The 26,912-nt window shown below is 41.1% G+C and carries 20 protein-coding genes; 1 reads left to right on the top strand and 19 read right to left on the bottom strand.

From position 1 onward, the window contains the following. Positions 1–115: 115 nt before the first annotated feature. The 9 genes from L0P88_RS08850 to L0P88_RS08810 form a co-directional block, all read right to left on the bottom strand. A complete protein-coding gene (locus tag L0P88_RS08850) occupies positions 116–709 on the bottom strand; it encodes a hypothetical protein (protein WP_247134233.1) in 594 nt (197 codons plus the stop codon). Between the two features lie 335 nt (positions 710–1,044). Continuing rightward, positions 1,045–1,821, bottom strand: a complete 777-nt coding sequence (locus L0P88_RS08845) for a hypothetical protein (protein WP_247134232.1) — start codon at positions 1,819–1,821, stop codon at positions 1,045–1,047. A gap of 14 nt (positions 1,822–1,835) precedes the next feature. Continuing rightward, a complete protein-coding gene (locus L0P88_RS08840; RefSeq protein WP_247134231.1) occupies positions 1,836–4,766 on the bottom strand; it encodes an RHS repeat domain-containing protein in 2,931 nt (976 codons plus the stop codon). Then, a complete protein-coding gene (locus tag L0P88_RS08835) occupies positions 4,682–4,951 on the bottom strand; it encodes a hypothetical protein (protein ID WP_247134230.1) in 270 nt (89 codons plus the stop codon). The genes L0P88_RS08840 and L0P88_RS08835 overlap by 85 nt, the downstream gene beginning before the upstream one ends. A gap of 57 nt (positions 4,952–5,008) precedes the next feature. After that, complete coding sequence (locus L0P88_RS08830) at positions 5,009–5,800, bottom strand: RHS repeat-associated core domain-containing protein (RefSeq protein WP_247134229.1); 792 nt, start codon at positions 5,798–5,800, stop codon at positions 5,009–5,011. Positions 5,801–6,111: 311 nt separating this feature from the next. Continuing rightward, entirely contained in the window at positions 6,112–6,522 is a 411-nt protein-coding gene (locus L0P88_RS08825) for a hypothetical protein (RefSeq protein WP_247134228.1), read from the bottom strand. A gap of 8 nt (positions 6,523–6,530) precedes the next feature. Next, entirely contained in the window at positions 6,531–7,568 is a 1,038-nt protein-coding gene (locus tag L0P88_RS08820) for an RHS repeat-associated core domain-containing protein (protein ID WP_247134227.1), read from the bottom strand. 1 nt (position 7,569) lies between these two features. After that, positions 7,570–8,049 (bottom strand): hypothetical protein, encoded by a 480-nt coding sequence (locus tag L0P88_RS08815; protein WP_247134226.1) that lies wholly within the window; start codon positions 8,047–8,049, stop codon positions 7,570–7,572. Positions 8,050–8,064: 15 nt separating this feature from the next. Then, entirely contained in the window at positions 8,065–9,321 is a 1,257-nt protein-coding gene (locus tag L0P88_RS08810; RefSeq protein WP_247134225.1) for an RHS repeat-associated core domain-containing protein, read from the bottom strand. Between the two features lie 499 nt (positions 9,322–9,820). Here L0P88_RS08810 and L0P88_RS08805 point away from each other — a divergent pair, with 499 nt between their 5' ends. Continuing rightward, positions 9,821–10,057, top strand: coding sequence for a helix-turn-helix domain-containing protein (locus L0P88_RS08805; protein ID WP_247134224.1), 237 nt, complete (start codon positions 9,821–9,823; stop codon positions 10,055–10,057). 188 nt (positions 10,058–10,245) lie between these two features. Here L0P88_RS08805 and L0P88_RS08800 read toward each other — a convergent pair whose 3' ends face one another. From L0P88_RS08800 to L0P88_RS08755, 10 genes are all read right to left on the bottom strand, one after another. Then, positions 10,246–10,653: an RDD family protein gene (locus tag L0P88_RS08800; protein ID WP_247134223.1), complete on the bottom strand. Its 408-nt coding sequence runs from the start codon at positions 10,651–10,653 to the stop codon at positions 10,246–10,248. A gap of 11 nt (positions 10,654–10,664) precedes the next feature. Next, positions 10,665–15,986, bottom strand: coding sequence for an RHS repeat domain-containing protein (locus L0P88_RS08795; RefSeq protein ID WP_247134222.1), 5,322 nt, complete (start codon positions 15,984–15,986; stop codon positions 10,665–10,667). Between the two features lie 215 nt (positions 15,987–16,201). Then, on the bottom strand, positions 16,202–21,307 hold the full coding sequence (locus tag L0P88_RS08790; protein WP_247134221.1) for an RHS repeat domain-containing protein: 5,106 nt from the start codon (positions 21,305–21,307) through the stop codon (positions 16,202–16,204). 11 nt (positions 21,308–21,318) lie between these two features. Continuing rightward, the gene (locus L0P88_RS08785) at positions 21,319–21,924 is read right to left on the bottom strand and encodes a hypothetical protein (RefSeq protein ID WP_247134220.1); all 606 of its coding nucleotides are present in this window, start codon (positions 21,922–21,924) and stop codon (positions 21,319–21,321) included. Positions 21,925–21,926: 2 nt separating this feature from the next. After that, complete coding sequence (locus tag L0P88_RS08780; protein WP_247134219.1) at positions 21,927–22,538, bottom strand: hypothetical protein; 612 nt, start codon at positions 22,536–22,538, stop codon at positions 21,927–21,929. Beyond that, positions 22,538–23,071 (bottom strand): OmpH family outer membrane protein, encoded by a 534-nt coding sequence (locus L0P88_RS08775; RefSeq protein WP_247134218.1) that lies wholly within the window; start codon positions 23,069–23,071, stop codon positions 22,538–22,540. The genes L0P88_RS08780 and L0P88_RS08775 overlap by 1 nt, the downstream gene beginning before the upstream one ends. Before the next feature lie 25 nt (positions 23,072–23,096). Next, positions 23,097–24,149 carry a hypothetical protein gene (locus L0P88_RS08770; RefSeq protein ID WP_247134217.1) on the bottom strand — a complete coding sequence of 351 codons (1,053 nt, stop codon included), beginning with the start codon at positions 24,147–24,149 and terminating at the stop codon, positions 23,097–23,099. Beyond that, positions 24,146–25,216: a hypothetical protein gene (locus L0P88_RS08765; protein WP_247134216.1), complete on the bottom strand. Its 1,071-nt coding sequence runs from the start codon at positions 25,214–25,216 to the stop codon at positions 24,146–24,148. Before L0P88_RS08765 ends, L0P88_RS08770 begins: the two co-directional genes overlap by 4 nt. Further along, a complete protein-coding gene (locus L0P88_RS08760) occupies positions 25,213–26,337 on the bottom strand; it encodes a hypothetical protein (protein WP_247134215.1) in 1,125 nt (374 codons plus the stop codon). The genes L0P88_RS08765 and L0P88_RS08760 overlap by 4 nt, the downstream gene beginning before the upstream one ends. After that, positions 26,338–26,904 carry a hypothetical protein gene (locus L0P88_RS08755; protein WP_409557714.1) on the bottom strand — a complete coding sequence of 189 codons (567 nt, stop codon included), beginning with the start codon at positions 26,902–26,904 and terminating at the stop codon, positions 26,338–26,340. Between the last annotated feature and the right edge of the window lie 8 nt (positions 26,905–26,912).

The following is a 26,912-nucleotide window of genomic DNA, read 5'->3' as shown; positions in this document are numbered from 1 at the left end:
TTTTTCAAGATTTCACTGGGAAGCACTAAAGCTTCCTACACTTAAATTGGCTGTGGCATTAGCTCCAATCCCATGTGCATTGCCCAAATTTTCATAAGAGGTGTACAGGTAACAGTTACCATCTTGCTTCCCAGTCAAAACTTTCTTTACTGATTTTTTTGGGTACATAAATCTTGTGTATGTAATTGTTTAAAGTTTTTTCGATGATGTAGAGGGAGTCTCCTATCAATTTAGCCCTACTTTTCAAATACATACCATCATGACCAATCCCCACAAAACGTTCAATAAGTATGTTTCCATCATGTATTGTGTATACTCCGATATTGCCATTTTCGGGATTCAGTGTGTTTCTTGTGATTGTAGTTTCCTTTGAAATATTAAAAAAACTTGTCCTGCCACTATCGTAAAACCTCAAATATTCTTTAGAGTTCAATTTAGAGCCATCATAATTCCTATAGTTATCTATTCTAAACAAACTGGAATTTGTACTTAAGTCAAAGTCTTTTTTACCATTCCATCTATAGATCAACTCATAGAGTGTCATAGTGTCTATTTCATCGATATGGTCTTGTTCTTTTATAATGCTTAAACTAAAACGCGCTTTCTTAGGACGAATAGCCCCTTTTGAGTTTATAAAATAGTTAGAACAAGAAATAAACATCAGTACTATGATAATCGCGGATTTTTTTTTGATATGGTTAGCTACCATAATGTAAAAGGGTTAAATGACTGATATTGAAAATAAGGCATTGCCGTATTACTTAGTACTGGAAATCTCGGACTACCAATCCAATCATGGAGACGGTTTTGGATGGCATCTCGTATGATTTCCCCTGCTGCCGCACGAATCCTTTCGTGTGGCAACCATTTTGGAACGCGATACGCTACGCTAATCGCGTACCAGCGGGGCCCCCTTGCATAGAATTACTGCCCGCATTAAAGGGCGATTGATCCGGAGTTTGAATCTCATTGGCTTGACTGTTTTGTGCCGACAATTGACAAATTGTCAAAATTAAGCAGATATAAATTATTGTCTTTTTCATGTTAGTTATTTACAATTAATATTCTGGTCTTCCTCTCTAAATCTCCGTTAGTTTTTTTGCATGGATTATATCCAATGTTGTTTTTGATGAAGCCATTTTTTTTTAAGTGTCTAATGCCTTTTTTCCCAATATGCGTTCTTATAAATTCATTAGCATTTATCTTTTTCATTACATTTTCAGGGCCTTCAGTAAAAACAAAGAAGAGCTGTTCCTTGTCTATAATAAATCTACCTTTGCTGAAACCTTTTAAATCAAAAGAAAAATACCTTTTTTCCAACCTCAGCTTATTCAATAATCCACCTTTATTCAATCTGATAGGATTTTCATAATCTTCATAAAGTATAGCGTTCATAATTTTTGGATACCCGTTCTTTGGGTTATAAAATTTTGTCCTAAATGCTGCAATAATTGAATCTTTATGTTCTACTATTATTTTAAGTCTTTCTTCTGAAAAGTTGAAGTCAATTAATTCCTCTATTTTGGAGTGGCAGCTATAATTTTTGAGCTTCTCTTTGTTAAGATTTAGTTCTGGAACAACATATGCTTTCAAAGAATCTAACTTATAATAGTTTGGCAAGAGATAAATTGAATCAGCGTTTTGGGAGCTGTTCATAAAGTTTTTCACCGTATATGCATATCTGCTCTCCAAACTGTCTTTTGCTATTTCCTCGAACCTTTTTTGATTATAATTCACATAAATTGTATCAATAGACTGAGAGTAGCAAACGATTGCGTTGAACCCAAAAAAGAATAAAATTTTAATACTTGTTTTTAGCATTGTTTTCGAATCAATTATTTTGAAATGGCAAAAAGTGAGAATACTTCTTTTAAGCTCCTTAGAGTTCTTGATCCTGTACTTGGGTCATAAAGATGTATTCTAAAATCACTGAAATCCTTCAAATATTTAATTTGTTTTATAAGACCTGCATGTTGACCTTGCGGTATATTAAAAAAGGTTTTAACCAGACTTCCTGATTCAAGTTTTTGGCCTATCCAAGGTAAAGCATTTTGAGGGGAATAGGTGCCTCCTCTTCCAACAAGGAAACCGGTTTTGTAAGAATCAACCGTGTATCCACTAGTGGCATAAACACCTTTTTTTCCTAAGTAAAGATTTGGAGTTAGTCCACTGTTTGCATCGGCCATTTCCAGCAAAGCATCATTGATTGTTTCTTGACCGGTTACACCAAAAAACTTGTCAACTGTTTTTTTACAAAATACGGTACATCCAAACTCATGTCCATCTTGATTCAAAGACCCTAATCTTAAAGGTCTTTCAGGGGCAACGACGTCCCATCTAGCAGCAATATCCTCAATTGATTCTCCTGCACTCATAGTATTTGAGGAAATTCCTGCTTTAATCCATTCTTTTCCGCTAAAAAAGTCTCTTCCCTCCGCGACTGCATTTAGTCCACTTAATCCTCCATTTATGAGGCCGGCAAACAATCCTGAGTTAATACCTGCGTTAAATGCATCGTTAAAAGTTCCTCCATTTACTATTGTTCCTAGGAACCCAGATGTAAATCCACCTGAAAACCCATTTATCAATCCAGATGTTGCTCCTCCTACGGGAACAATTTGTCCGGCTGCTCCAGCAGCAGCTCCAATGATAGCCGATTTAGCAAATTCCCCGAAATTGCTTATGTTACCAGCCATGTCCTGGGTGGCAACATTAAGAAAGGCACCCAAAACGATTGATTCAATTATAAGCTCCCCGTCCGGGTCGATAAATCTGATAGGATTATTCCCCAGGGCCAAATAGGGACTTCCAAACTGGTTTTGGGGATCAGTGGCCATCCAACGGCCCAGGGCGGGGTCATACATACGGGAGCCAAAGTCGTGCCAATCCAGCCCGTCCTCGTCCTGGAATTCCTTGCCCTGGAAGGTGTATTTATACACGGCTGCAAGACCATCGGTATAGGCTCCACTATGGATGCCCCCAAAAGGATAGTAATTGTGATTGGAGGCCAACTCCGAAGTCTCAATACTACCGTTGCCATTGACATCGGTATAGCTTACCCGGTTGTTGCCCAGATGATCTGCATAGATATACATGTATTTATAGGTACTTCCCGACTTATACACATAGCCTTCCGGGGTAGGGAAGAATCGCAGGTAACCATCATTGTATTGAAAACCACCTAGGTAATCAGTAACCTTATCACTAGTCAGATTGCTGATATAGCGTTTTTGAAGTTTGGCACCAGCGGCGTCATAGGTAAAGGCCAAAGTTTTTGAATTGGGGAGACTTATTTGCTTGATTAAATCCAAATGGTTGTAGCTAATTTTGGTAATGCCCTTGTTCAGGTTTTTGGTCATATTGCCATTATCATCATAGTCATAATCGTTACCGCTGGTGTTACCGTCCACAAATCCCTGGGAGGAGGAAGCCGTGTCCGAAACCGATAACAACTGGTTCCCGTTGACCGTGCCATAATTGTAGGTCAATTGATCAATGGCGCTACTGCTTGAGCCGTTCCGTGAAAGGGTTTTGATATTGCCCTGTTCGTCATAGGAAAGCTGGGTATTGAACTGGGCGGCCGTGTTGCCGTTCAGATTGTCATTGAACTGATATTTACTTTGTGAAATCCTATTCAATTTATCATATAAATAGGCATAGCCTCTTTTGGTATTATCATATGCCGATCTCCAGATGGTTTGCGTGATGTTCCCATTGTATTGGGCCGGGGCAGTACTGGCACCCTCGGCCGCCTTGTTGTAGTTGATCTTAAAGGCAAATAGCGTATTGCCCAGGGCATTTACGTCGTTAAGTGCCTTGAACTGGCCGCGGATGTTGTATTGGTAGGCCAGTTCCTGTAAAGGGGTACTGGAAGAAGAAAGGCCTCCTACTTTTTTCTTGATAAGTATCCCCAGCTCGTCATATTCATTTTCCGCAATACGCTCCTCGGCCTGAGCATTGATCTTTTGAAAATGCCCCAAGCTACGTTCAGCATAATCATAGGTAAAACGATCGTTAATGACCAGTTCGGTATCTGAGGTCACACGCTTGTGTTTGGTCACCGCCAAATCGGTCTTTTCCCTAAAGTCCAGTTTGCTTTCCATAGTGGTATAGCCCCCCAAATGGTTTTTATTGTGGATTTTGATCTCACGGCCTTTTTCGTCATAATAGGTGTACAGTTTGGTCCAGGTGGTATGGCCAATGGTTTTAGAGAAATTGGCTGTCTGCAGTCCCTGGGTCCTTGTGGTTACCGTTTGTCCCTGAACGGTAGTAGGGGTGGTAGGCTTATCGCTATCGGTAAAACTGTAATCGTCATAATAATTCACTGAAAGCACCTCACTCACATTGGTTTTAGGGAAGGCATCATTGGTATAATTCATGGCCATACCACCCACTGTTGTAGTCCCTGTAGTCCTCTTCTCTATATTGGACTTATTGTCTGTATTGGCATTGACACTGTTTCGACCCGGCATCATCATCCCGCCGGGGTAATAATCGTTATAGTCCTCATTGGTGGTAGTGCTACCACTTTTTTGGAAGGTGGCCCGTACATTGCCCAAATGGTCGGTCAACTGATAGGTGGTACTGTTGTCCGCCTTTCTGTACAGCCCTATACGCCCACTACCATAAATGGGTTGTTCAACTAGGGTGGTATTGCTATAGATCGCCAATACCTGCCCTGCTATATCCCGCACATAATAGGTAGTGCTTTGTAGGGAGCCGCTGTTATAGCTTTCCTTCTTGACCCTATGGTTTCGCCAACGCACCGCCGCGCTTGTCGCTCCAAAGGCCCACAGGGCCTTTTTTGCTCCAACGTATAAAAGAACTTCACCAAAGGTTGGCTGTTCTGCCGAACCTCGGTCACCAATCCACTGGCATTATAAAAATAGGTAATTTTTTCGGCTTTGTTTTCAATCAATTGGCCAATACTGTTGTACATATAGTTTTCCATATTGGGTTGGTTCGGTACACCCCAAGTTGCAAACTCGCGGTAACTATCACTCTTGCGCTAGCGGGGGGGCTCTACTGTATTTGCCAATTGTTCATTAAAAGTCAAAGTTGCTCCTGGGCCTACAATGACCTCACTCAATGCAGTATCCAGCGCAAGGCCTCTCTCACCGGTCAGGAAGTTATGGAACGTACCCGATTCCCCAAGAAAGATTTCCCCTGCTTCGAAATAACTCTTACCAAGATAGGTTTCTCCCTTACCCAAAAGTGAGCTTGCATTTTCTGCGGTCAGATTGGAGTTATAAACATAATTTCCTTGCTTGTCCTTATACCAATCAAAACCACCATCGGGGTCAACCCTTGTAGTCCAGTTGTTCCCCATCGACATATAAGGACTGTGATATTGCCCGTAAGGGTCGGTAGTGAGCCACCTATTTATCCTCGGGTCGTACAACCTCAGTTCAAAGGCTGGCTTTCCAGTTTCAGAATCGGTCTCGGCATATTGGCCCTGATAGCCGTAACGGTAGTTGTTCGCATCCACGGAGCTCCGACCAGGCATGACCATCCCTCCGGGGTAGTAATCATTATAGTCCTCATTGGTGGTAGTGCTACCACTTTTTTGGAAGACGGCCCGTACATTGCCCAAATGGTCGGTCAACTGATAGGTGGTACTGTTGTCCGCCCTTCTGTACAGCCCTATGCGCCCACTACCATAAATGGGTTGTTCAACTAGGGTGGTATTGCTATAGATCGCCAATACCTGCCCAGCTATATCCCGCACATAATAGGTAGTGCTTTGTAGGGAGCCGCTGTTATAGCTTTCCTTCCTGACCCTATGGTTTCGCCAACGCACCGCCGCGCTTGTCGCTCCAAAGGCCCACAGGGCCTTTTTTGCTCCAACGTATAAAAGAACTTCACCAGGGGTTGGCTATTTTTCCTTACCTCGGTCACCAGTCCGCTGGCATTATAAAGATAATCAATATTCTAAGTGTTCGTTAGTACACCAATGGTCAAAGACTAACGTAGCAGAGGGGCAAGAACAAAGAGCAGGTATCCGCCATGCTCGACGCCTTTATCAAACAGACCAAACTGCAGATGCTGCAATAAAAAAACCACGACAGTACTGCCGTGGCTTCTTCTCTAAACCTTCAATTGGATTTATTTTCACTTGTGTTTAGTGTATCTATAACTGTAAGCAGTATCCTTTGTATATTCATAAACACTAACTTGAATTTGGTTCAACAAACCAAGAACGTCCTGTAAAGAATTTTCACATAGAAAAAAATATGCTTTTCCAAATTTTTCCAAGTGGATACTTTTACTGTATAAATCTGATTTTAAAAACCTTTGATAATCTTCCTCATTTTTTTGGTCAAAGGTTATTGAGATAGAAAAACCTTCTGGAGAGTTGATATTTATACCAAATTTTTTCAATAACCTTTGTCTGGTTATTTGAATTTCCACGAGACTGTTTCTAATTATATCTATTTGAAAATTCACTTTGGGCTTCTGTACAGAATCCTTCAGATGTTCTTCTATTGTTTTTGATTTCTTTTTAAAGATGCTTATCATCATGTATCTAATTATCTCTTAATACTACTGGTATGCCGCAAATAATATGCATAAGGAGCAAACATTGCATTGCTGGCCGCTAAAGAAACTCTAAACGCACTAGGTGCTTGGTATAATACTGGTGCCGCATTTAGGCTCGTATGAAAAGTAGCATCTACAGCTCCTTTTCCAAAATTTAATACAGGGCCTGTTATAGAACTCGGCTTTATTTGATGTGCAGCGTACCCAACTTCATCAGCGAAGTTAAACACACTTCTTCCTGCGTTGCCCAAATTTTGATATCGCGTATATAACACATCGTCTGCACCATGTGTGAACACTGTTGTCGCATCGTCAACAAGAAGAGCTCCGTTACGTGAATTTGCTAGAAGGGCGGCTCCGCCAAAGGCTAATTCGGCAATACTTATCGGCAAAGTGGCAACTTGGATAAATGTAAGTGCTCCTTCACTATATTCACGTACTCCTCTTGCATGATCGGCTCGATGTTGCGCCGCCATTTGTTCGAATTGCAAAGCTCTAAAGTCTTGCATGTCACTCTGCCAATCTCTAAAGCCATACGCACCATTTTGTGTCATTGTGACGCCTTCCAACTGGATAGCATAAGATTCGTGTAAGCCCCATGTGTCTCCATCCCATTCCCAAACGGCACCGCCGTCACCTACAACTCTTTCACCCGTTCGCGAAGCATTACAAGGCTCACCGTTTTTGATACAGCCACCATCTGGATCCGTATATGCTATTGGATTGTTCCCCATTCCAAGATAGGGCGAATGAAACTGGCCATAGGGGTCGGGTGATAACCACCTTCCGATTCTGCTATCCCATAAACGCAGTTCGAATGCGGGCTTGCCCGTTTCTGGGTCGGTCTCGGCATATTGCCCTTGATACCCATATCTATAATTGTTTGCATCCACCGAGTTCCGCCCTGGCATTACCATCCCAAAGGGATAATAATCGTTATAGTCCTCATTGATGGTAGTGCTACCACTTTTTTGGAAAATGGCCCGTGGTTCCTTGTTCTTTTGAGCGATATTCGCATGTTGATGCACCTTATTCCTTTCTTTTTAAATACCTTAAGTTAAACCCTATTTGCGGGTTCTCCTCTGGAAATTTATAGACGTTGTCAATAACTTTTCTCATGTACTTTCCTATGTCTATCGGACGAGTGCCCTTTTTAAAAAAATGTACAAAATTTATTATCCCATAATCATCATCTTCATACTCGACCATGTCCAAAAAATCCTTTGACCCTTTGTAATTGTCATAGAATTTATTCTTGGACAGGTTCTTCTTCTTTAGAAAAAAGTGACATACGTACCCATTCCTGTAGTCTTTTAGACCAACATTGCACCAATCTGTCCAAATAGGAACGTGCTTAAGACTTTCAAGTTGAAGAATAACTTTTTTAGAATAGTAAAGTTCCAATTGAACATGTTTCCTTTTAGAGTCAAAAACAAATTTTTCAATGAACTCATGAGGTGTCATTGTTACTTTTTCCCTAAGACCAAAAAAACTTTTGATAAAGTTCATTTCAATATAATTATTTTACCTTCTTATAACCCTATCGTAGAATACAGCCCCTGCTGTTCCTCCACCTATCGTCCATCTTGCCCATCCAGGTACACGCGATAATCTGCTATCCAATAATGGTGTAGTTCTAGTAGCTTGACCGAGTCCGTTCAATCCATTTAGCTGAAAATACTGTCTATCGGTCAAAACACTACCTGTCCCGCGGGCAAACTGTCCAATTGATGCTCTCAAAACAAGTCTTCGCTGACCGTGCCTAAACATATAGGAAGCTGTTGTCGAAGCTACGGAACTACTTGATGTTCCAAAAGAAAGTCTAGGCAATAAACTAATATTACTAGATCCATAAGTTCCAATCATTAAGGCTATTTCCGGAGAATTATATCCTGCTGCATAAGCAAGTTCGTTGGCCGACATATTGGAGACAGTATTTATTGTTGACAATGTAGAAAATGAGAAAACATCCATACCCGCCTGACTGGCAGCAATATTCGCGTTTGCAAAATCAATACCTGAGTTGTAAATTGTTGGGCCCCAATAATCTGCACTGGTCAGGTCATTTTGGATAAAATTCGCAGTATCCTCTATTCTGTTTTGGATTCCTTGATTGAAATTTTCATTTAATCCACCAAAAAAGTTTGCTATATCAAGAACATTTATACTTGTTTTTGCAGTACCAGTTACAGTAACTTCAGCTAATGTAAAACCTTCCGTGATGCTGTTGCCATTTTGACAAGGTGGGTCGGGACAGTCCATACCGCCGTCAGGGTCAACTCTCAATATAGGGTTGTTCCCCATCGACATATAAGGACTGTGATATTGCCCGTAAGGGTCGGTAGTGAGCCACCTATTTATCCTTGGGTCATAAAGCCTAAGCTCGAATGCAGGTTTTCCCGTCTCGGGGTCTGTTTCCGCATATTGCCCCTGATAGCCGTAACGATACTGGTTTGCGTCCTGTAGGTTTCGTCCGGGCATCGCCATCCCGCCAGGGTAGTAGTCCGTATACCCCTCCAATTGGGGAATGCCACTGAACCCTTTTTTTGTAAACACAACTCGTACATTGCCCAAATGATCGGTCAACTGATAGGTGGTACTATTGTCCGCCCTTCTGTACATTCCTAAGCGCCCACTACCATAAATGGGCTGTTCAACTAGGGTAGTATTGCTATAGATGGCCAATACTTGCTCTGCTATATCCCGTACATAATAGGTAGTGCTTTGTAGGCTTCCGCTACTATAGCTTTCCTTCTTGACCCTATGGTTTCGCCAGCGCACCGCCGCGCTTGTCGCTCCAAAGGCCCACAGGGCCTTTTTTGCTCCAACGTGTAAAAGAACTTCACCAAGGGTTGGTTATTTTTCCTTACCTCGGTTACCAGTCCACTGGTGTTGTAAAGATAATCAATATTCTAAGTGCTCATTAGTATACCACCGGTTATAAACGGGCAGTAGCGGGACAGACACCAAATAAGAAAGCCACGGCTCTAAGACCGTGGCTTTCCCATAAATAATTTTATTGCTTACGCTTGTATTGCTTGCCGCAGCAGTATAACTACTGCGGAGCTGGTAAACAGCTATGGCAAATGTATAAGATTCATTTCATTTTCACAAACATATTAATCTTATGATAAAATCTTGTGGCTATATTTGCATTAAACAGCATTTAACGCTATTCTTTTGATAGATATGTTGAACATTGGAGATAAAATTATAGGGTTGCGCAAGGCAAAAAACTGGTCGCAGGAGGAACTGAAAAAAAATAGGTTCATCAAGGGTAATGATTGGCAACTACGAGCGTAACGAGAACACCCCTTCGGTGGACATCCTTTTGAAAATCGCAAGGGTATTCGATGCCTCGGTCAATTATCTTATTGGCGAGGGAGAGCTTTCTTCTTACGACAAGGATGTCTTGAAGCGCATCAACGACATAGAGCATTTGCCCGAAGAGGACAAACAGCATATCTTCTACCTTATCGACAACCTTATAAAGGCTGCCAAACTAAAGGCTATATAAAAAACGTGACCTTCTCAAAATAGCGAAAATGATAGATCAATTTATTAAAGAGTTTAAATATTGGATAGAAGAAAACAAATTTGGCAAATGGATTTGGAGAACTATATGGCTATTGTTTTTAGTGTATATGTTATTAAATTATTTTGGTTACATTGACTAATTACTTTTTAATCAAATCATCAATTTGATCAATTTTCTTCATCCTTTTTTAATGTATAAATATTTGGCCATAACTCATGCCAAAACAGTCTTCTTTTATCAAATAGATATGAAAACGGATTAATCGGTATCAATCTTAGGATAGTTCTAAAAACCACTCTTAAAACCATGTTCTTACCATTTTTTTGAGGTATTGCTTCAAACCTGAAAACTCTTTTCCCAATTGTATAACCAAAAAAGTACTCAAAAAAGAAAAAATAATTTAAATATGCCCCTAATTGAAAAAACCATACTCTATCTACATCCCAAGTATAATTAGTTGAATCATCAAAGGGGCCTTTGTCATCAAATATGAATAGGTAAAGCAAGGCAATAATTGAAACCACTACTAAATCTAAATAAAAAGCAATACATCTTCGGGCTATATTTTTTTCCACAAATCAATATTTTATTCAGTGACTCCGGGAATATAGAAGCCAAATATGAGATTGCCTTCTACTCCATAAATAGCACTTGCATCAAAACCAACTCCAAACTCAATCTTGTTACTTTTAATTAGGCCTTTATGCACACCGTTGGTATGATATTCTTCGATATGATTTAAAATAAGTAAACTGGTAGTTGTTTCTTGCAACTGATTGTCTTCAAGATTATAGACTCCTCCCAAACCTACAAAACTTGAACCTGAGAGGCCAAATGTGGAATCTCCTTTTCTAGCTCCTAAGAAAGTTAAATTTTCAGTTTCTCCTGTCCATAAATTGACCGCACCACCAATAGATGCTATTTTGGTTTTTCCTAGTTCTCCCTTAAGTCCTAGCCTAGTACCTAAAAATCTAACTTCACCACCACCTGCTCCAGCATGAAAGTTCAAATCAGCTTGCATATAAATAGGTAACCTATCCGGTACTTCTTGTGATTGTTGAGTATTAAAAAGGGAAAAACCTGCACCCGGAACAGGTGAAATATCTCTTAAATTTTGAGGAATAAAGCTGCCATTTGTAATAAATGTATCCCAACCATCTGCTCCTGTTTGTGCTACACTCCAATTTCCTTTCTCTCCAACAATTTGTCCACCACCGTTAAATGTTTTCCAAAGCCATGCCCCTAATCTGGTCTTCCATCCCCCATCAGGATCAACTCCATTCGGCCAATCGTTCCCCATACCTATATAAGGTGAGGAGTATTGATTATAAGGGTCTGTGGTCAACCATCTATTGATACGGGGATCATAAAGGCGAAGTTCAAAAGCTGGTTTTCCCGTCTCCGGGTCTGTCTCGGCATACTGCCCCTGGTAACCGTAACGGTAGCTGTTCGCATCCACCGAGTTCCGCCCTGGCATCGCCATCCCGCCGGGGTAATAATCGTTATAGTCCTCATTGGTGGTGGTGCTACCACTTTTTTGGAAAATGACCCGTACATTACCCAAATGGTCGGTCAATTGATAGGTGGTACTATTGTCCGCCTTTCTGTACAGCCCTATGCGCCCATTACCATAAATGGGCTGTTCAACTAGGGTGGTATTGCTATAGATGGCCAATACCTGCCCAGCTATATCCCGCACATAATAGGTAGTGCTTTGTAGGCTTCCGCTACTATAGCTTTCCTTTTTCACCCTATGGTTACGGTCGTTATAAAAGAACTTCACCAGGGGTTGGTTGTTTTCCCGAACCTCGGTCACCAATCCACTGGTGTTATAAAAGTAATCAATATTTTCGGATACATTGCGTACCAGTTGTCCTATACTATTGTAGACATAGTTATTGGTCCCTTGATTGGGTAGGTCATCTGCACCCGCCACATCACCCGCACTGTCTTTGACTTGCCGTAATTGATTGGGCTTGGACGCATCATAGATATACGTTAGGTCATCCATACTGTTACTCCCATTTTGTGAGTCTTTATTACGCACTAGGCTCTGTATGTTCCCATTGGCATCGTAGGTAAGGTTATCCACCTTATAATCGCCATTGCTGTTCGGACTGTACGTTCCGGCGTTTATATCGTAAACCGCGGGCTTTCCCGATATGCTTATGGATACAACACTACCCGACCTTGCATGAAAGCCTGGTCGTAGGGTTATTGTCTCATTGGCTTCATAGGTTTTGTTGGTTCCGGACAAAACGATGTCCGTTGAAGTGATATGATCATGTTCTGCCTCCCCAACTTCCCCTCCGGAAATAGAGGGCATACTTGTATAATCTCCTGTAAAATGCCCATATTCCGCCTTGCTCAGCCAGTTGTTTTTATTATAGTGGTAGCTATAGGTATGCTCTTTGCCCGCTATTGGGTTATAGGTGGAATTCCACCGAATTCCTTTGATATTCCCCTCATATCTATTATCCCCATAGCTGGCACTTTTAATATTTCGTCTGGGTCGGTAGTAGTCATAATTGTGATAGTCAATAATCATCCCGAAGAGATCATTGCCATCTCCTCCAGGATCTTGTGCTGCCTGTAGGCTGGGATGGTTGATGCTCTTAAGCCGTCCGGATAAGTTGTAGACATAATCCACTCCCTGGACACCTCCTGCCAACTCGGTTCGCCTGAGCGCCCCGGTCTCATAGTAATCGTATTCGGCTTGGAGGGTATAAGAGCTCCCATTTACGGAAGTCTCCACCTTAATCAGCTGATCCGTTGCATTATAGGTATACCTATGGAAGAACTGTTCAGCACTTACCCCTTTTTGGTAAATTACCCGAGTGACCAATCCGGTAATAGGGTCATATTCATAATCCACTGTTTTGGCTCCCAAACCTTGTATGTCCTGTACCAGCCATTTTACCCTACCGTAGCTATCATAGCTGTACCATGTTTTATTTTGGCCATTTGATGTATGGGCCACATTGCCTGCCACAAAGTCCTGGGAAGGATAGTCCGTTGCACGTGAACCCAAAGCGGCAGCCACAGCGGTATCGTTCGCAATATCATATATGGTAAACTGTTGCTCCCTACAGTCTGCATTGGGAAAGTCATCGGTATCGTTCTGTATATTATCCAAAGTATAGACGTTATCAATGATAGCATCCAATGCATTGTTTGTTGTTGGATCAAAACTGTACGAGGTATTTTCTACAAACACCCCACTTTCCAAAGGTCTACCGTATGTATCGTAATGGGTATAGGAGAATTCGCCCGCTGCTTTTTGCTTGCTGTTCTGCGAAAAGCGTATCTGTCCATCGTTCCTGTATTTAAACCAAGCTTCCCCTTCATCGGGGCTTTTGGAATAGATCAATTGCCCAAATGTGTTGTACTTATATTCTGAATGTAGCTTATTCAAAGGTTGGTAAGTATCGGTCAGCCTACCCACTTCGTCGTATTTGTTAAGGCTATAATCATAATAATTCACCTTGTAGCTCACATAAATGGTATTTGGGGCATAATTATCGGCATCGACGACCGCAATACGATAAAAACCATTCGTAAGTGCACTCAACGCTGTCGATATCTTTTGATCCGCAATAAGATCATAGACTTCCAAGGCACTATTGTTGGATGATGACATGCCTGTAATACCATTGGGAATGTGCACATCTACATAGCCCTGTTCGCCGATGGACAAATTCATGTATGCCGATGTAGCACCTTCTTCGCCACTACGCGCTGTAGCCAGTACTTTACCATCGGTATCGGTAAAGACTACATTCTCTACCCCATGCACGTCGCGGGTCACCGTTTTTGTGGTGCGGATAGTTTTGTAATTGGCATCACCAAAAGCTACTCCCAGCGAAAGTTCATCGGTAGCGGGCATGGAGAAAGTATAATTTTGAGGCCAAGTGTCACCATTATCAATATTTCCGTCCCCATTAGTATCAGGTTTGTTGCCCCCTATCGCCTTTAATGGTGTATTCGGCATTAAATTACTGTAAATTATTCTGGAATAAGGTCTATCCGTAATGTCTTGGTAATTGTTTCCAAGATAAAAATCGTTTGTGTTGCTGTTGCTATAATACCAGCCTAAAGTGTTTGAATTGTTCGAAACGGTTGAAGGGTTATTTAGGTTTCCTGTGTCAAAATCGTTAGTTGTGAAGGGCTGTCCACTACTGTTCAATGTAAAATTATCTTTGTACAAAAAACTTGTACGACCCGTTGGGGCACTAAGTGTCTCCACAGCCGGTCTTCCCTGACTATCGTAAAATATCTCTGAGGCCCATATTCTACCGGTCTTGGCATCCAACCCTTGTGATTGCACCAATTTGCCCAAGCCATCAAAATAATTCTTGTTAGCACCCTTTTTCACTGTGTTGAGATCAAATACGGTTGTTTCGATGGTGTTCCAGTTTTCCGGTGCAGTACCCAACGGGCAGCCTTTATTGGCAAGTGTTCCAGGTTCAAGAGGACAAAAATCTGTATTATTGTCTGCCCATACAATTTTACTATCGTGATCTGGCGGATCACATCCTCCTAAGTAATGGTCCGCAAACACATCTCCAAAGCCGTCGCTATCAGAATCGGGGTACCACTTTTTTGTGCATACTGGGTTACAGATATTATCAGGAGCGATTTCAAGAACAATTTCTCTTGTTTTAGTGGTTCCACACTCAAGATATCCTGTAACGGAATAGCTAAGTCCAGTATTTGGAAATACTGGTCTTTCCGGAATTATGGTGATGCTTGAACCGGTCTCACCCGTACTCCATGTATAGTTTTCATTTACCCCACCATATGCCGTTAAGGTAACAGGGACCCCTGGACATATGTTCAGTGGGGAAGTATTGAGCTGGATACTGATTTGCCCAACAACTTGCTTTATGGATACAGTCTCCTGATTGCTGACATATGTGCCACAGGGGCTTGTTGCACGTACATAATAGGTTCCTTCTTTTTGACCATGCCATGCCAAATTAAGAAGGTCTCCAATTTTTGGATCACCCATAGGTATCCCGTTTTTGTAAAGTTGATAGCTCACATCTTTTGTAGAATCATCTAGCACAATAGTCGTTGTCCTGTTACTACATATTTCAGTATCAACAGCCCTTATTGTTTGCATTTGATGTGGCGATGTTATCGTTACTGCTTTGCTCGCCGTTTTACCACTATCACATATATTCTTGGCCAATACGGAAATTGTTACATTAGCTTCACCTTCTGCGGGAAAACCATTGTTCCATGTTACTTTGCCCGTAGCAGAATTTATACTCCCTGCCGCTGATGGACTAATGCTCCAAACGTAGCTTGTGGCATTGTTAGCGGTTACATTAAAGTCTGAGAATGCTATACTGCCCTTACAGAAACCATTTGTTCCGCCAGTGATGGACACATTTCCAACAGGTGATATTACGTCCAAAGTAATGCTTGCAGTTTTTACAACGTCACATCCAACTTTACCATTCACAGAATAGGTTACACTTGTTCCGGGTAAAGAACTTTGAGGTATTATTGTTATGCTGGTTCCCCTTTGTCCCGTACTCCATATATGATCACTTCCACCCATTGCCGTTAGAGTAACCGGCACACCCGCACAAATTCTCACTGGGGTTGTACTGGGTTGAATGTAGATATTGCCTACATTATTATTTATAGTTATATCTATTGTATTACTGACCATACCGTCACTTCCCCTGACAAAATATCGTCCGGCACCTTGATTTGCCCAATATAAATACAGAAGATCACCATCTTTTGGGCTTCCTACTGGTATTCCACCTTTAAAGAGCTGATATGTAACTCCAAAAGATGAGCCTTTTAAGAAAACCGTGGTTGTTCTGTTGCCACATATGGATTTACTGCTTGCATCCAGCACATAGCTAGTTTGATTGCGTTGTACTGCCATAGAGTTATCCGATATTGAATCGTTATCTATCTTAGATTTTTTTTCATCAAGTTTTGAATGGGTTATTTTAGGATATGCAGGACTTATATTTACGGTATCCATACCACTGACATATTCCTTATTTAGGAATAAACATATTAAACATAGAAGCTTTACGTATGTCCTTACTTTCTTTAGGTTACACTTTTTCATTGGTTTAATTGTGTTTATAGTTCTTAGTTGTACTTATAAGAATACCTGTTTTCACTAGCTTTTCTAAAACCACCTGAGCCAACACCATTAAAATCCGCTACCTCGGTATAAGTTTTTATCAATCGTCCATTAACGTCATATTCATATTTAGTAGCTAGACCGTTATTGCCAATGATATGGGTGAGCTCATCCCATTCATTATAGACATAAGAGATCATGGACGATGAAACGGGGTACAACCGGAAATCATCCACAATGGTCGTACCGCCATTGGCCGTTACAACCACATCAGTGCTACTGGGGATGTTCGCATAATAATTCAATTGTACCCAATCACCGGCATGGACTTCCTCGGAACTGACATGATCCAATTCAGTTGGTCCTATGCCCACCTTTGTGTTTTGGTGGGTTCCCTTTTTTGCCCAAAGGGAAATCCTGAACTTCTTGTCGTTGGGACCGTTATGGGTAACCCTTACGTTAAAGGCATCCTGTCCCGCAGCAATCAAGAGCGCGTTGTACCCAGTATGGGCATCCGTAGTGTTCTGGGCCGATCCTTTGCCAATATTGCCTCCATAATTGCCCTGGCCGTCATCATCCTCCGCCCCGGAATAGAAACTCTCTTCATATCCTGCATTGCAGACCGCCAGTGTCTTTGTATTGCCATACCCCATTTTTGTGGAGGCATGGTTTTGGTTGATGTCCATTACTTCCAAAGGCACCGAAAAGTCATTGTAGCGGGTGATTTCAGAAAGTTGTTTCCATTGCGATGGCTGTACGGCATCCGGGGTCGACCAATCAAAACCGTCATCAATTCCCGTATAATTGGTGAAAAAACCATCTGAATCGACAGAACCGTCCCAAGTAAAGGTTTTGTGCTTGCGCCATATATTTTTGAATTTCACAAATGAAATTTCATTTGGCCACTCCCCAATAAGTGTGGTAAACTGGTATTCCTCTGGCTTCCAAGTATGGATGTTTGATGCTATGGTATTCCACTGCCCATCTTTTTGTAAATCTGTTATGACCATTGCTTCTTGGGATAGCATATTGCTATTGGAGAGAAGTTCTACCTTACTACCCATTCGAGGATAGTTGGTGTAAGCTGGAATTATTTTTGTTTTAAGAAGATTTCCATCACTGAGTAACCTTGAAGTCTGGGTTACCTGTCCGGTCAAAAAATCGAAGTTTTCCCTTACCTCACGCTTCGAAATTCCATTGAAAAAAACATCGCTTTGGATAAGGACATTGGGCACCTTGACTTTAGTTGATGATGTCATCAAATAAGTTTTCTTAAGTGGATTATTGTTGATTCGCTTATAAGAATTAAATGTTTCCTGTAATATTCCTTGATCATAATCATGGTTAGCCGGCAAGTAAGAATTAACCGTCTTTTGTAAAATCTGATTTTCAGAATTTTGAGTAGTTTGACTGATTAATCTACCGATACCAGAAGAATAATCCAGTACCTTAAATCTTGAAAATCCCATATCTGAATCTTCATTATTTACAGGAATGTTAGAATACATATCGTCTTGTAAACTAACTATTTCAAAAGCGTTTTCAACAATTGCACCATTGGTACTTTCCTGTATGGTTTTTGGCGTATTGAAATGATATAATCTTTTGGAATGAAGCTTATTTTCGGCATCCCTTTCCTCCACACTGACATGTTCATATATCACCATAGGGCTAGGCAATTCTTGCCTATAGGGGATTACCCTATCCTTTTTGCTAGGAGCATAAGATGTAACTCCTGATTCGAAACCTGTTTCGGAATCTATATAATTGTACACTGTTTTTGTGACCGGAGAATTAGGCGCGCGCAGTGCAACTTCCTTTACCCTTATACCACCTCCTATTGAAGTATTTAAAGGTTCTTTTTGGGCAAAAATTTTGTACCTAGCTTTTCTATTTCCGGATTTAGGTCGTTCACATGAATTTTCATTTAACTCTGCAAACCAATTGACAGTCTCATCTCTTACATGGCCATATTCATTATCAAAATACACCCAATCTTTTTCATAGCATGTCTCATTCAGTCGCTCCCTCGGGGCAGTTGAAGTCTGGGGTAATTCAAAAACAACTTCATTATCCACAACCCTATCTACCTTACACAATACCGCAAAATCCGCTCTCCAGTCACTATCTCCGTTATTACTGGTATTCTGTACATATTGCACATCTATTTCCGTATACTCGTCTGTAATGAAATAGTCCCGAAAATTGATTTGGTACTTTTCATCTATTTCTGGGTTATTCCTAAACAACAGCGTTTTTGGACCACTGGGAGTACCAGTAAATTTGAACTGTAAACCACTGTCAAAAAAAGTAGTTGGTTTTGCATACTCATTTGAATACCTATCATTCTCGTATTCAACATCTATGGTACTGCCCAATGGAGTAATAATCTTGTTCAAACTCCAATTCATAGCATAATCTTTGAAATATCCCCAGTTGTCCATATCATCTTTTATGTAAGGGGTAGTTTTGGAATGGTAATCAAAAGTATAGGGTGGTATGACCTGCACTCCCTGTTTTCCAATAAATCTGACGGAGTTTAATGTAAGTTTTCCTTTACTTCCTGAAGATTCCCTGGCCAAGGGATACGTTTCATCATAATTGAAATAGATGGTCTTAATTGTATTTGAAATCAAGGAAGGTTGAATATCACTAGTGTTCAAAATATTACCGTAGAACTGCCCGTACCATGTATGGTCATCTGAAATATATTCCCTTTTGGAAGTGATCCTTCCTGTTAACCCTAAAATTTCAATTTCAGCCTCTGAAAACAATCTCCCAGCAAATAAAGGGTTTGGGTCACTCGCACTATTTTTTGTTATACCATTTGCATCTTCGTTTTTTAACAGGATTATTTTTTGAAGCCTCAGCGAATTTTGTTGCGCTAATTCCGTGTAGGTCCAATAATCAGATTCTGACCAATAATTCCAAAAGTTTGTTCCATTTATTCCTCCGTAGGTAATGTCCAAATGGGGGCCTTGGAAATAATAATTACCATCATCTCCAACTATGACGCCACGCTCAAAAGGTATATGGTAATGATTTGTAGAAGGGCTTGCGTTAGTATAATAACTCTTACTATCATCCCTGATTTCTTTTATAAATAGTGCGGTATGGGTCCTGGTCTTTACTTTATCCAAATAAAAGATTTCCTTGACTCCCCAGGAATACGAATTGGTAACTCCATTGGATTCATAACCTTCAAATGGGGTTTTCCAAGCGAAACCATCACTCCACTTCCCATATTCGAAAGCTACCCAATAACCATAATCATTTTCGTCCACTTGACCATTTCCATTATTGTCCACATAGTCCTGTCCCGTAACGGCAGTTAACAACCAATGGGTTGCATATGGTGCAAACTGTTGTTGTTCTATAAATTTCTCTTCACTATTATCTTCAACGTTGGATGCTCTACTGAACTGTTCTTTTTGATAAACAGGTAAAGAATAATGGTAGGTCTTTCCATCAAGTGCTGTAATGCGAAAGGCTCCTATTCCCTTTTCAGGAATCCATGAAGCATTTCTATTAAAACCTGTGGCAATAGGTTTAATTATGGCATGCGGAGAATCTTTTATCTCTAAATTTGTAAAGGTTTCTATAAATCGGCCTTTTCTTAACCTCCCATTGTCTTCTTTATACGAATCGTAAGTCAATCCATTTATTGTGCTTTCGTCTTCAAAGGTTTTTCCAATTGTAAAAAACTCAGTAACATCCGAATAATCGGTTGTGCTGGATGGAGCCCACCAATCTCCCGATTGTATTTTTAGATATGAAGAATATTCATTATCAAAATAGAAATGTAAATTCCCTTGGTCTACACTTTTGGAAAAGTTTCTAACGGTTTGACTGGGTTTTAAATACCAAGCAGCACCACTTGGAGTGTGATATCTACCGCTTGAACTTGTTTTTGTTCTAAAGGTATTGCGGGGCATTAACAGTGTTCCTTCTTCTAGAATTTTAGGAGAAATAGTGCCTCCAATACCTTGAGCGTTGACATCATATTTGTCATATGATAAATATGAAAAATTGGTTTGACTTACCTGTTGACCGGAATTGGACTCATATGAGAGTTCATAGGAATCGTTTCCCGTAAGGGAATAGTCAATTACACTATTAAACAATTCGTCCATTTTACCAGCATACAATACCCCATTATGAGTGGAATAGCTTGCATCAAAAGCCCAATAATTTTTTTTGTAAAAAGAAAAGTCCAATGTGGCAGGAATTCCAAGAGGTGGAAGCGGGAATTTAAATGCAAAACCTGAAGCATCAGAATGTATGGAAGTAGTGAGATTACTAGAAGAAGAGATAGTTGAATTACCAAGTAGTATTGATGATGAAAGATTACGCTTAGAACTTAAGTCCGTTCTAATTCCCAATCCTGATGTGCCAACATAGGAATTGGCACTAAAGCCATCACCTTTAAAACTTTGAAACAAACCTATGTTTGCTCGATAAGAAATATCTTCCAAGAAGCTTATGCCTGAGCTTAAGCCTACCCCATTACTTCCTAAATATCCCCCAATGGATGGAGAAAATCCTTTATCCTTTGAAGTATTTGCATCAAATAAACCTACTGAGGCACTTATTCCAAAATTGTGGGTAAATTCACCTCCAGTTGCTTTAAATGAGCTGTAGTTCAGAGAGGTAGCAAAACTAAGTCCTTGGCCGTAAGTAGAAATACCTAGCGATATACTTTTTGAAACTCCAAGATTATTGTACATCATGGTATACTTCTTAGTAGTATACCAGTCATCTGGAACCCCGGAAACGCTTCGGTTAATTGCCCCTGGATTCAGGTTCCACCCCAGACCCACCCAAGAAGCTTCCTGATCTAAGCCTATTCCAGCATGGTAGGACAAGGCCAAGGGGTAGCCTCCCTCAGGAGATGGTACATTAAGCAGTGGTAGCACATAGCTAAAATCCCCTGTGACCAGATTTACCATATCCGTGGCATCCACAGGTTCAAAACTGGACGCTTCAGGGGCTTTAGGCCCACTGGTATTGGCAAAAAGTAGATTGGCTGGCAAAAGCGTTGCCAAAAAGTTCAGTGTTAGGAACACCGCTATTATCCGGTGTTTTGGTTTAGTTTTTTTTATTTGTTGCATGGGTATGGGATTTATTCGCATTGGTTGTTATAGAATGCTATGATTTCTTCTAAGTGTTTTCTTTTAAATTCCTTGTCAAGGATTTTGTTGACCAGTTCCGGGCAGTCGGCAAAAAAGTTTGAGGCCGCCTTTTTAAAGTTTTTTGTGAACAGCTGATTTGAACCCAAATGAATGGCTTCTTTTTCATTTGTCTTTCTTAAATAAGAACTACCCACCTTATAAAACCTCCCTGTATTGGTCACACCGTCAAAACCACCATTGGGAAAGGCAGCAGGTACCATATAACCAATCGAGGTTTCGTGGTATGCCACCACTTTTTTTCCCTTTTGTGCTATTTCCAAGAACTTTGGTAGGATTTTATTCTTTACCTGTAAGTTGACATAAATGGTAGGCTCAATATCATAATATAGTTTCAGTGTGTCTACTTCATTAAAAGTGTACCACTGTCTTTTTGCCATGGGGTGTTCCTTGAACCTTATGGTCTTTGATGGAGATAGTTCTGCCAGGCCTTTCAATTGTGCCCCGTCCTTGAACAGGAGCTCGGCCCTTGTTTTTTGTCCAAGGCAAAGCGCCATAAAAAGGAAGGAAACCGAAAGGGCCATAATAGGTGTCTTCATTTTCAAAATTTTAGTTTTGGTTCATTCTTGATCTTTTCCGTGTCGATCTTTAGTGCAACCTCACCGGTACCAAAACCAAGGTCTTCAATGGTCAATCTCAAGTATTCTTGACTCATATATTCTTGGTCAAACTTGTAGACCAATAACATATCCGTGCTTCGCCCCATACCGTACATTCTTGGATAGATATAATCCAAAAGAGGTATCGTATCCTGTGCCTGGGTGATAAGGTTTAGTTTTTGTCCCATACCAAAGGCCAGTTGATTGACCATGGCCCCAAAAGCATTTCTGTCACCCACCTGGGTATTCAACAGTTCTTGGCCATGGGCACTCATACTTAAATTGAAATAGAAATAGTCCCCATATTTTTTTCTGAGACTGTCAATGGTCCGTTTGGTGTATTGATCTCCCAATGCTTGCTTGACCAAAATATCGGTAGGGCGATAGGTCAAGGCATACGTTACATGACCCATTGTTTTTTCGTGGTAATAACCGTTCTCGGGATTTTTTACATATGCCCAGAACTCTTTTTCCGAGTCAAACTGTTTTTGATGGCAAGATGCCAGAATACCCAACAGCATCAAAACCAGGTACTTGCAATTGCAGTTTTTCATTATTTTCCCTGGTATTGAGCGTTGAGTCCATCCAAAACGGTCTGGGTCAGATCCGAGGTATCTTCGGCATACATGATGTTTCCGCTGCCACCTGCCCCAAAAATGATGCGATAGCCCTTTTTCTTTCCGTAATCCCTGACATAGTCATTGATATCGTTAATGACGGTCTGTGTCATTTTTTGGTCTTCTTCCTGTATCTGTTTTTGAATGGCCTGCTGGTAATTGTTGATTTGCTGCTGTTTGTTTTGCAACAACTCCTGTTTTAGTTCCAATTCTTTTTTTGACATGGAGGAACGCTCTTTTTCGTACGTTTTTAATTCGTCCTGCCAATTGACCACCAGACTGTCCACATTGGCCTTGAGCGTACCGGCCTTTTTCTCAAAAGCCGCCCTTTCTACCTTGGTACGCGCATAGCCTTCCACCAATTTGTTAATGTCCACATACACCAACTGCTCGTTGGGTTGGGAATAAAAAAATGTGGCTGCGCTGGCCAATAATGCCAGAATAGCGATAGGGAGTGTGAGTTTGTTCATAAGATCCATTGGTGTTTTGGGCATATCATTTGTTGTTGTTTTCATTTACCATGACCCATAATTTTTCCAGCTTTTGCAGGCGGGCTTCCAGGCTTTTGTTTTTTTCTTTTTGGGTCTTTATTTCTTTTTGCTGTTGTAGGGTATATAGTGTCAACTCTTCAATCTTCTCCAACAACAGCTTGTTCATCTCCCCTAGTTGGATACCTTTTTCCTCCACCTCCCTTGCGGATGGGATGTTGATGAGGTGGCCTGTTTCTTTGATATGCCGCTCCACTTCCTCTAAAGTGGGTAGGTCATACTCCTCTTCAAATACATAATCGGCCCAGCCGGTCTCGACCTTAATTTCTTCTGCACGTATTTTGCCCTTAACGGCAAGTTTGTATGAACCTGGATTGGTTGTACCTATACCCAAATTGCCATTGGCAAGCATGGTCATCATCTTTGTAGTATAGCTGGTCCAGACAAATAATGGCCTAGTTTGAATTGGTCCATTCAACCTTCTTGCATCAAAGGCGACCAATGCGGTACTTCCGTTGTCATTGGAATCCATAGTTGAGCCCATGACGTACAATGACGACCTGTTGTCTGTTACATGATGCCCCTTTAAAACTGGTATGAATTGACCTGATGCACCCGTCGCATTATAAACAGTAAAGTAATCGGACAGTGCATCCTTCACCCTGAACCTGAGAAAAGATTCTGTTGGCTGATGCTCGTTTACAACATCAATATGGTGGGAAGGGGAAATAGTACCAATCCCTAGTCTACCACTAACCAGTAAATCGGAGGATGGGTTTGTGGAACCCCAACCAACTAAGACTCTTTTGCCGTTGTTCCAATTCAAATGTAAATCTGCCAAATTTGCATTTAGGTGACTCTTACCATCTATATGTCGTACTTTTAAACGGTAATTGCCATCACCCCCGATATTGACATTACCTTTGACTGTCAGCTTGGAATCTGGTGATGTAGTACCGATGCCCACATTTCCATTATCTGGAAATGTATTTGTAACTTGGGCGTTTGTGGTTAAAAATGACAGAAAAGCTATTCCCATTAATATTTTTAGTCTGTTCATCGTTCTTGGCTTAAAAGTTGTTCTATTTTGTGGAGACGGTTTCCTAACTCGACCATCTTTTTATTTTCTTTCTCCAATAGTTCTATTTTGGAATTTTGAGCCTTTAGTTTTTGAATTTCTTTTTCCTGTTCCAAAGTATATAGAGTCAACTCCTCAATCTTCTCCAAAAGCTTCATGTCCATTTTGCCCAGATCTATACCGTTGGCCTCCATTTCCCTGGCTGAGGGGATATTGGGCAAATGCCCGTGTTCTTTGATATGGTCTTGGACTTCTTCCAAGGATTTTAATTCGTAGTTCTTATGAAATACATAGTCAGCTCCAGCGTTGACCGTAACTTTGACCTCACGGGATTCTACTTTTCCCGCAACAACAATGTTTCCGCTACTATTTACTCCCCAAAGCCATTGGGAATTGCTATTGGTTGCTTTAACTGGCGCACTTACTCCATCTCCAGATGGGCCCTTTATCTGTTGGTAGAGATACCCAGATTTTATTGGCGAATCAGATGGAAGGCCATTTAGGCCTCCATGATTTCCCGATACGACTTCCATAAACATTCTAGGGTAACCGCCTTGACTATAAAACCCATATCCTCGATTATCATAGTTTAGGTACCCGCCGTGAGTGGACCGATAAGAAAAATACCTACTAATAAATGTGGGGTTTCCGTCCGTGTAGGTAGAACCGGAAAAAGACCTGTAGGTATTTGAAGTGATCAAATCACTGGAAGAAAGGTTTCCAAAGACACTAATAAAACTTGACTGGGTTTCTGAAGGACCCAACACTTGCAATTTGGTTCTAGGCGTAGTCGTACCTATGCCCACATTGCCATTATCCAGTATGGTCATATATCTATAATAGGTTCCGTTATTCCAGAAAACGGAAAAATTGTTGTTGTTTTCATAAGACCTTGGACCGCTCAAATGCCAGAATCCAACGGGATTTTTCAAGTTGAGTGAAGCGGGCGTGTTATCCGTTTTTTCTGCTGTGTATATGGTTGGATTTTGGGCCTTAACAGAAATTGCCACAATTACGGACAATGCTATCACTAATCTTGTCTTCTTCATAAGTTGATTTTTTCAATTGAAACCTCCACTTTTCGCAGTCGTTTTTCTAAGTTTTGCATTTGGGAGATTTCTTTTTTTAGCTTCTTATTCTCCTTTTCCAAATCAAGAACATAAAGCGTTAACTCCTCGATCTTCTCCAACAACAGCTTGTTCATCTCCCCCAATAGGATGCCGTTTTCTTCAACCTCGGCAGCCGAGGGAATATTAATCAAATGCCCTTTTTCCTGGATATGCTGTTCCACTGCTGAAAGTGTGGGAAGATCATAACCTTCCTTAAAGACGTAATCAGGCCAACCGGTCAAGTCCACTTTGACCTCCTTTGCGTGTATATTACCGTTTACCGCCAATTTGTAGGAACCTGGATTGGTGGTGCCGATACCCAAATTACCATTTGCGGTCAACCGCATTTTCTCACTTGGACCTGTACCAAAAACAATTTTCCCCTGGGAGTTGCCAGCTATGATATTCAATCCATTGACATCACCAGCGGACAACCAGGTCGAATTTCCATAGGTATAGTCTCCCCAATTTCCCTCATAATTCGCATTAAAGTGCGCCAGATAGCCATAGTTACCACCAAAGGGCTTTTCCCCAACAAGAAGAATGGCCCTTGATTTAGGGGAATCACTTTGATTCAAAATATAAGTGGCCGCAGAACCGTTAAAATTTTTGTTGATCTCCAGGGTGGCACTGGGATTATTGGTACCGATCCCTATACTGCCATTCTCCGTAAAAACGATCTTGTCGCTGGTCCCATTGGGTTGGAAACGAATCTTACCTGACGCTGTTCTTAGTACCAAGCCGTTCAATAATTGACTATCCGTACCCACAACCCCTGAATTGACCCATGTAGGAACAGTATTGTAATTTGCAGAGGTGGAAAGGATAAAGGCAGAATGACCAGGTGTTCCGTTACCAGCAGTGATGCCCCTTCTTGCGGAGTTGCCCGTGCTGGTATTGGTGATTTCAACAAAGGTAGAACCATTAAGGTTCTGTTCAATATCGAGTTTGGAACTTGGGGCAGAAGTGCCTATCCCCACACCGCCGTTGGGGGTTTCGTGGACTTGTCCATGGCTAAAAATGATGGTGAATAAGGCAATTAACATTAGAACTTTTTTCATCTATTTACTCTTTAATAGTTTCTCGATTTTTTGAAGGCGTTTTTCCTGTAAAGTGTACTTTTCCTCGATTTCCCTGATTCTGATATCTTTTTGTTGGAGTTTCCTTTCTTGCTTCAAAATTTTTCTTTCCTGCTCCAAAGTGTAAAGTGTCAACTCCTCAACCTTTTCCAATAGCTTCATATTCATCCCACCTAATTGGATACCATTCGCTTCCATCTCCTTGGCGGAAGGGATATTGGGCAAATGCCCATTTTCTTTGATATAGTTTTGTACCTCCTCTAAACTCCTCAGCGCATAACCTTCCTTGAACACGTAATCCGGCCCAGGAACGGAAAGATCTACCTTTACCTCCTCGGCATGGATGTTGCCCTTTACGGTGAGTCTGGAGTCGGGAGCAGTAGTGCCAATCCCTACATTGCCAACATGATTTACCAAAAGTGAGGCGCCGACATCTTCTCCATCACCGCTTACAGGTGCATTGCTCAAGTTGTTCCCGACAAAGGCATCTTCAATCAACCAAGTTGCAATGACCGCTCTCTCAGCATTGGAATCCCTGGATTGCATCACTTCATACG

Source organism: Muricauda sp. SCSIO 64092 (genome assembly GCF_023016285.1).
Taxonomy (GTDB): Bacteria; Bacteroidota; Bacteroidia; order Flavobacteriales; family Flavobacteriaceae; genus Croceivirga.
The sequence above is the reverse complement of the archived record's forward strand: the minus strand, read 5'-3'. Positions and strand labels throughout refer to the sequence as shown.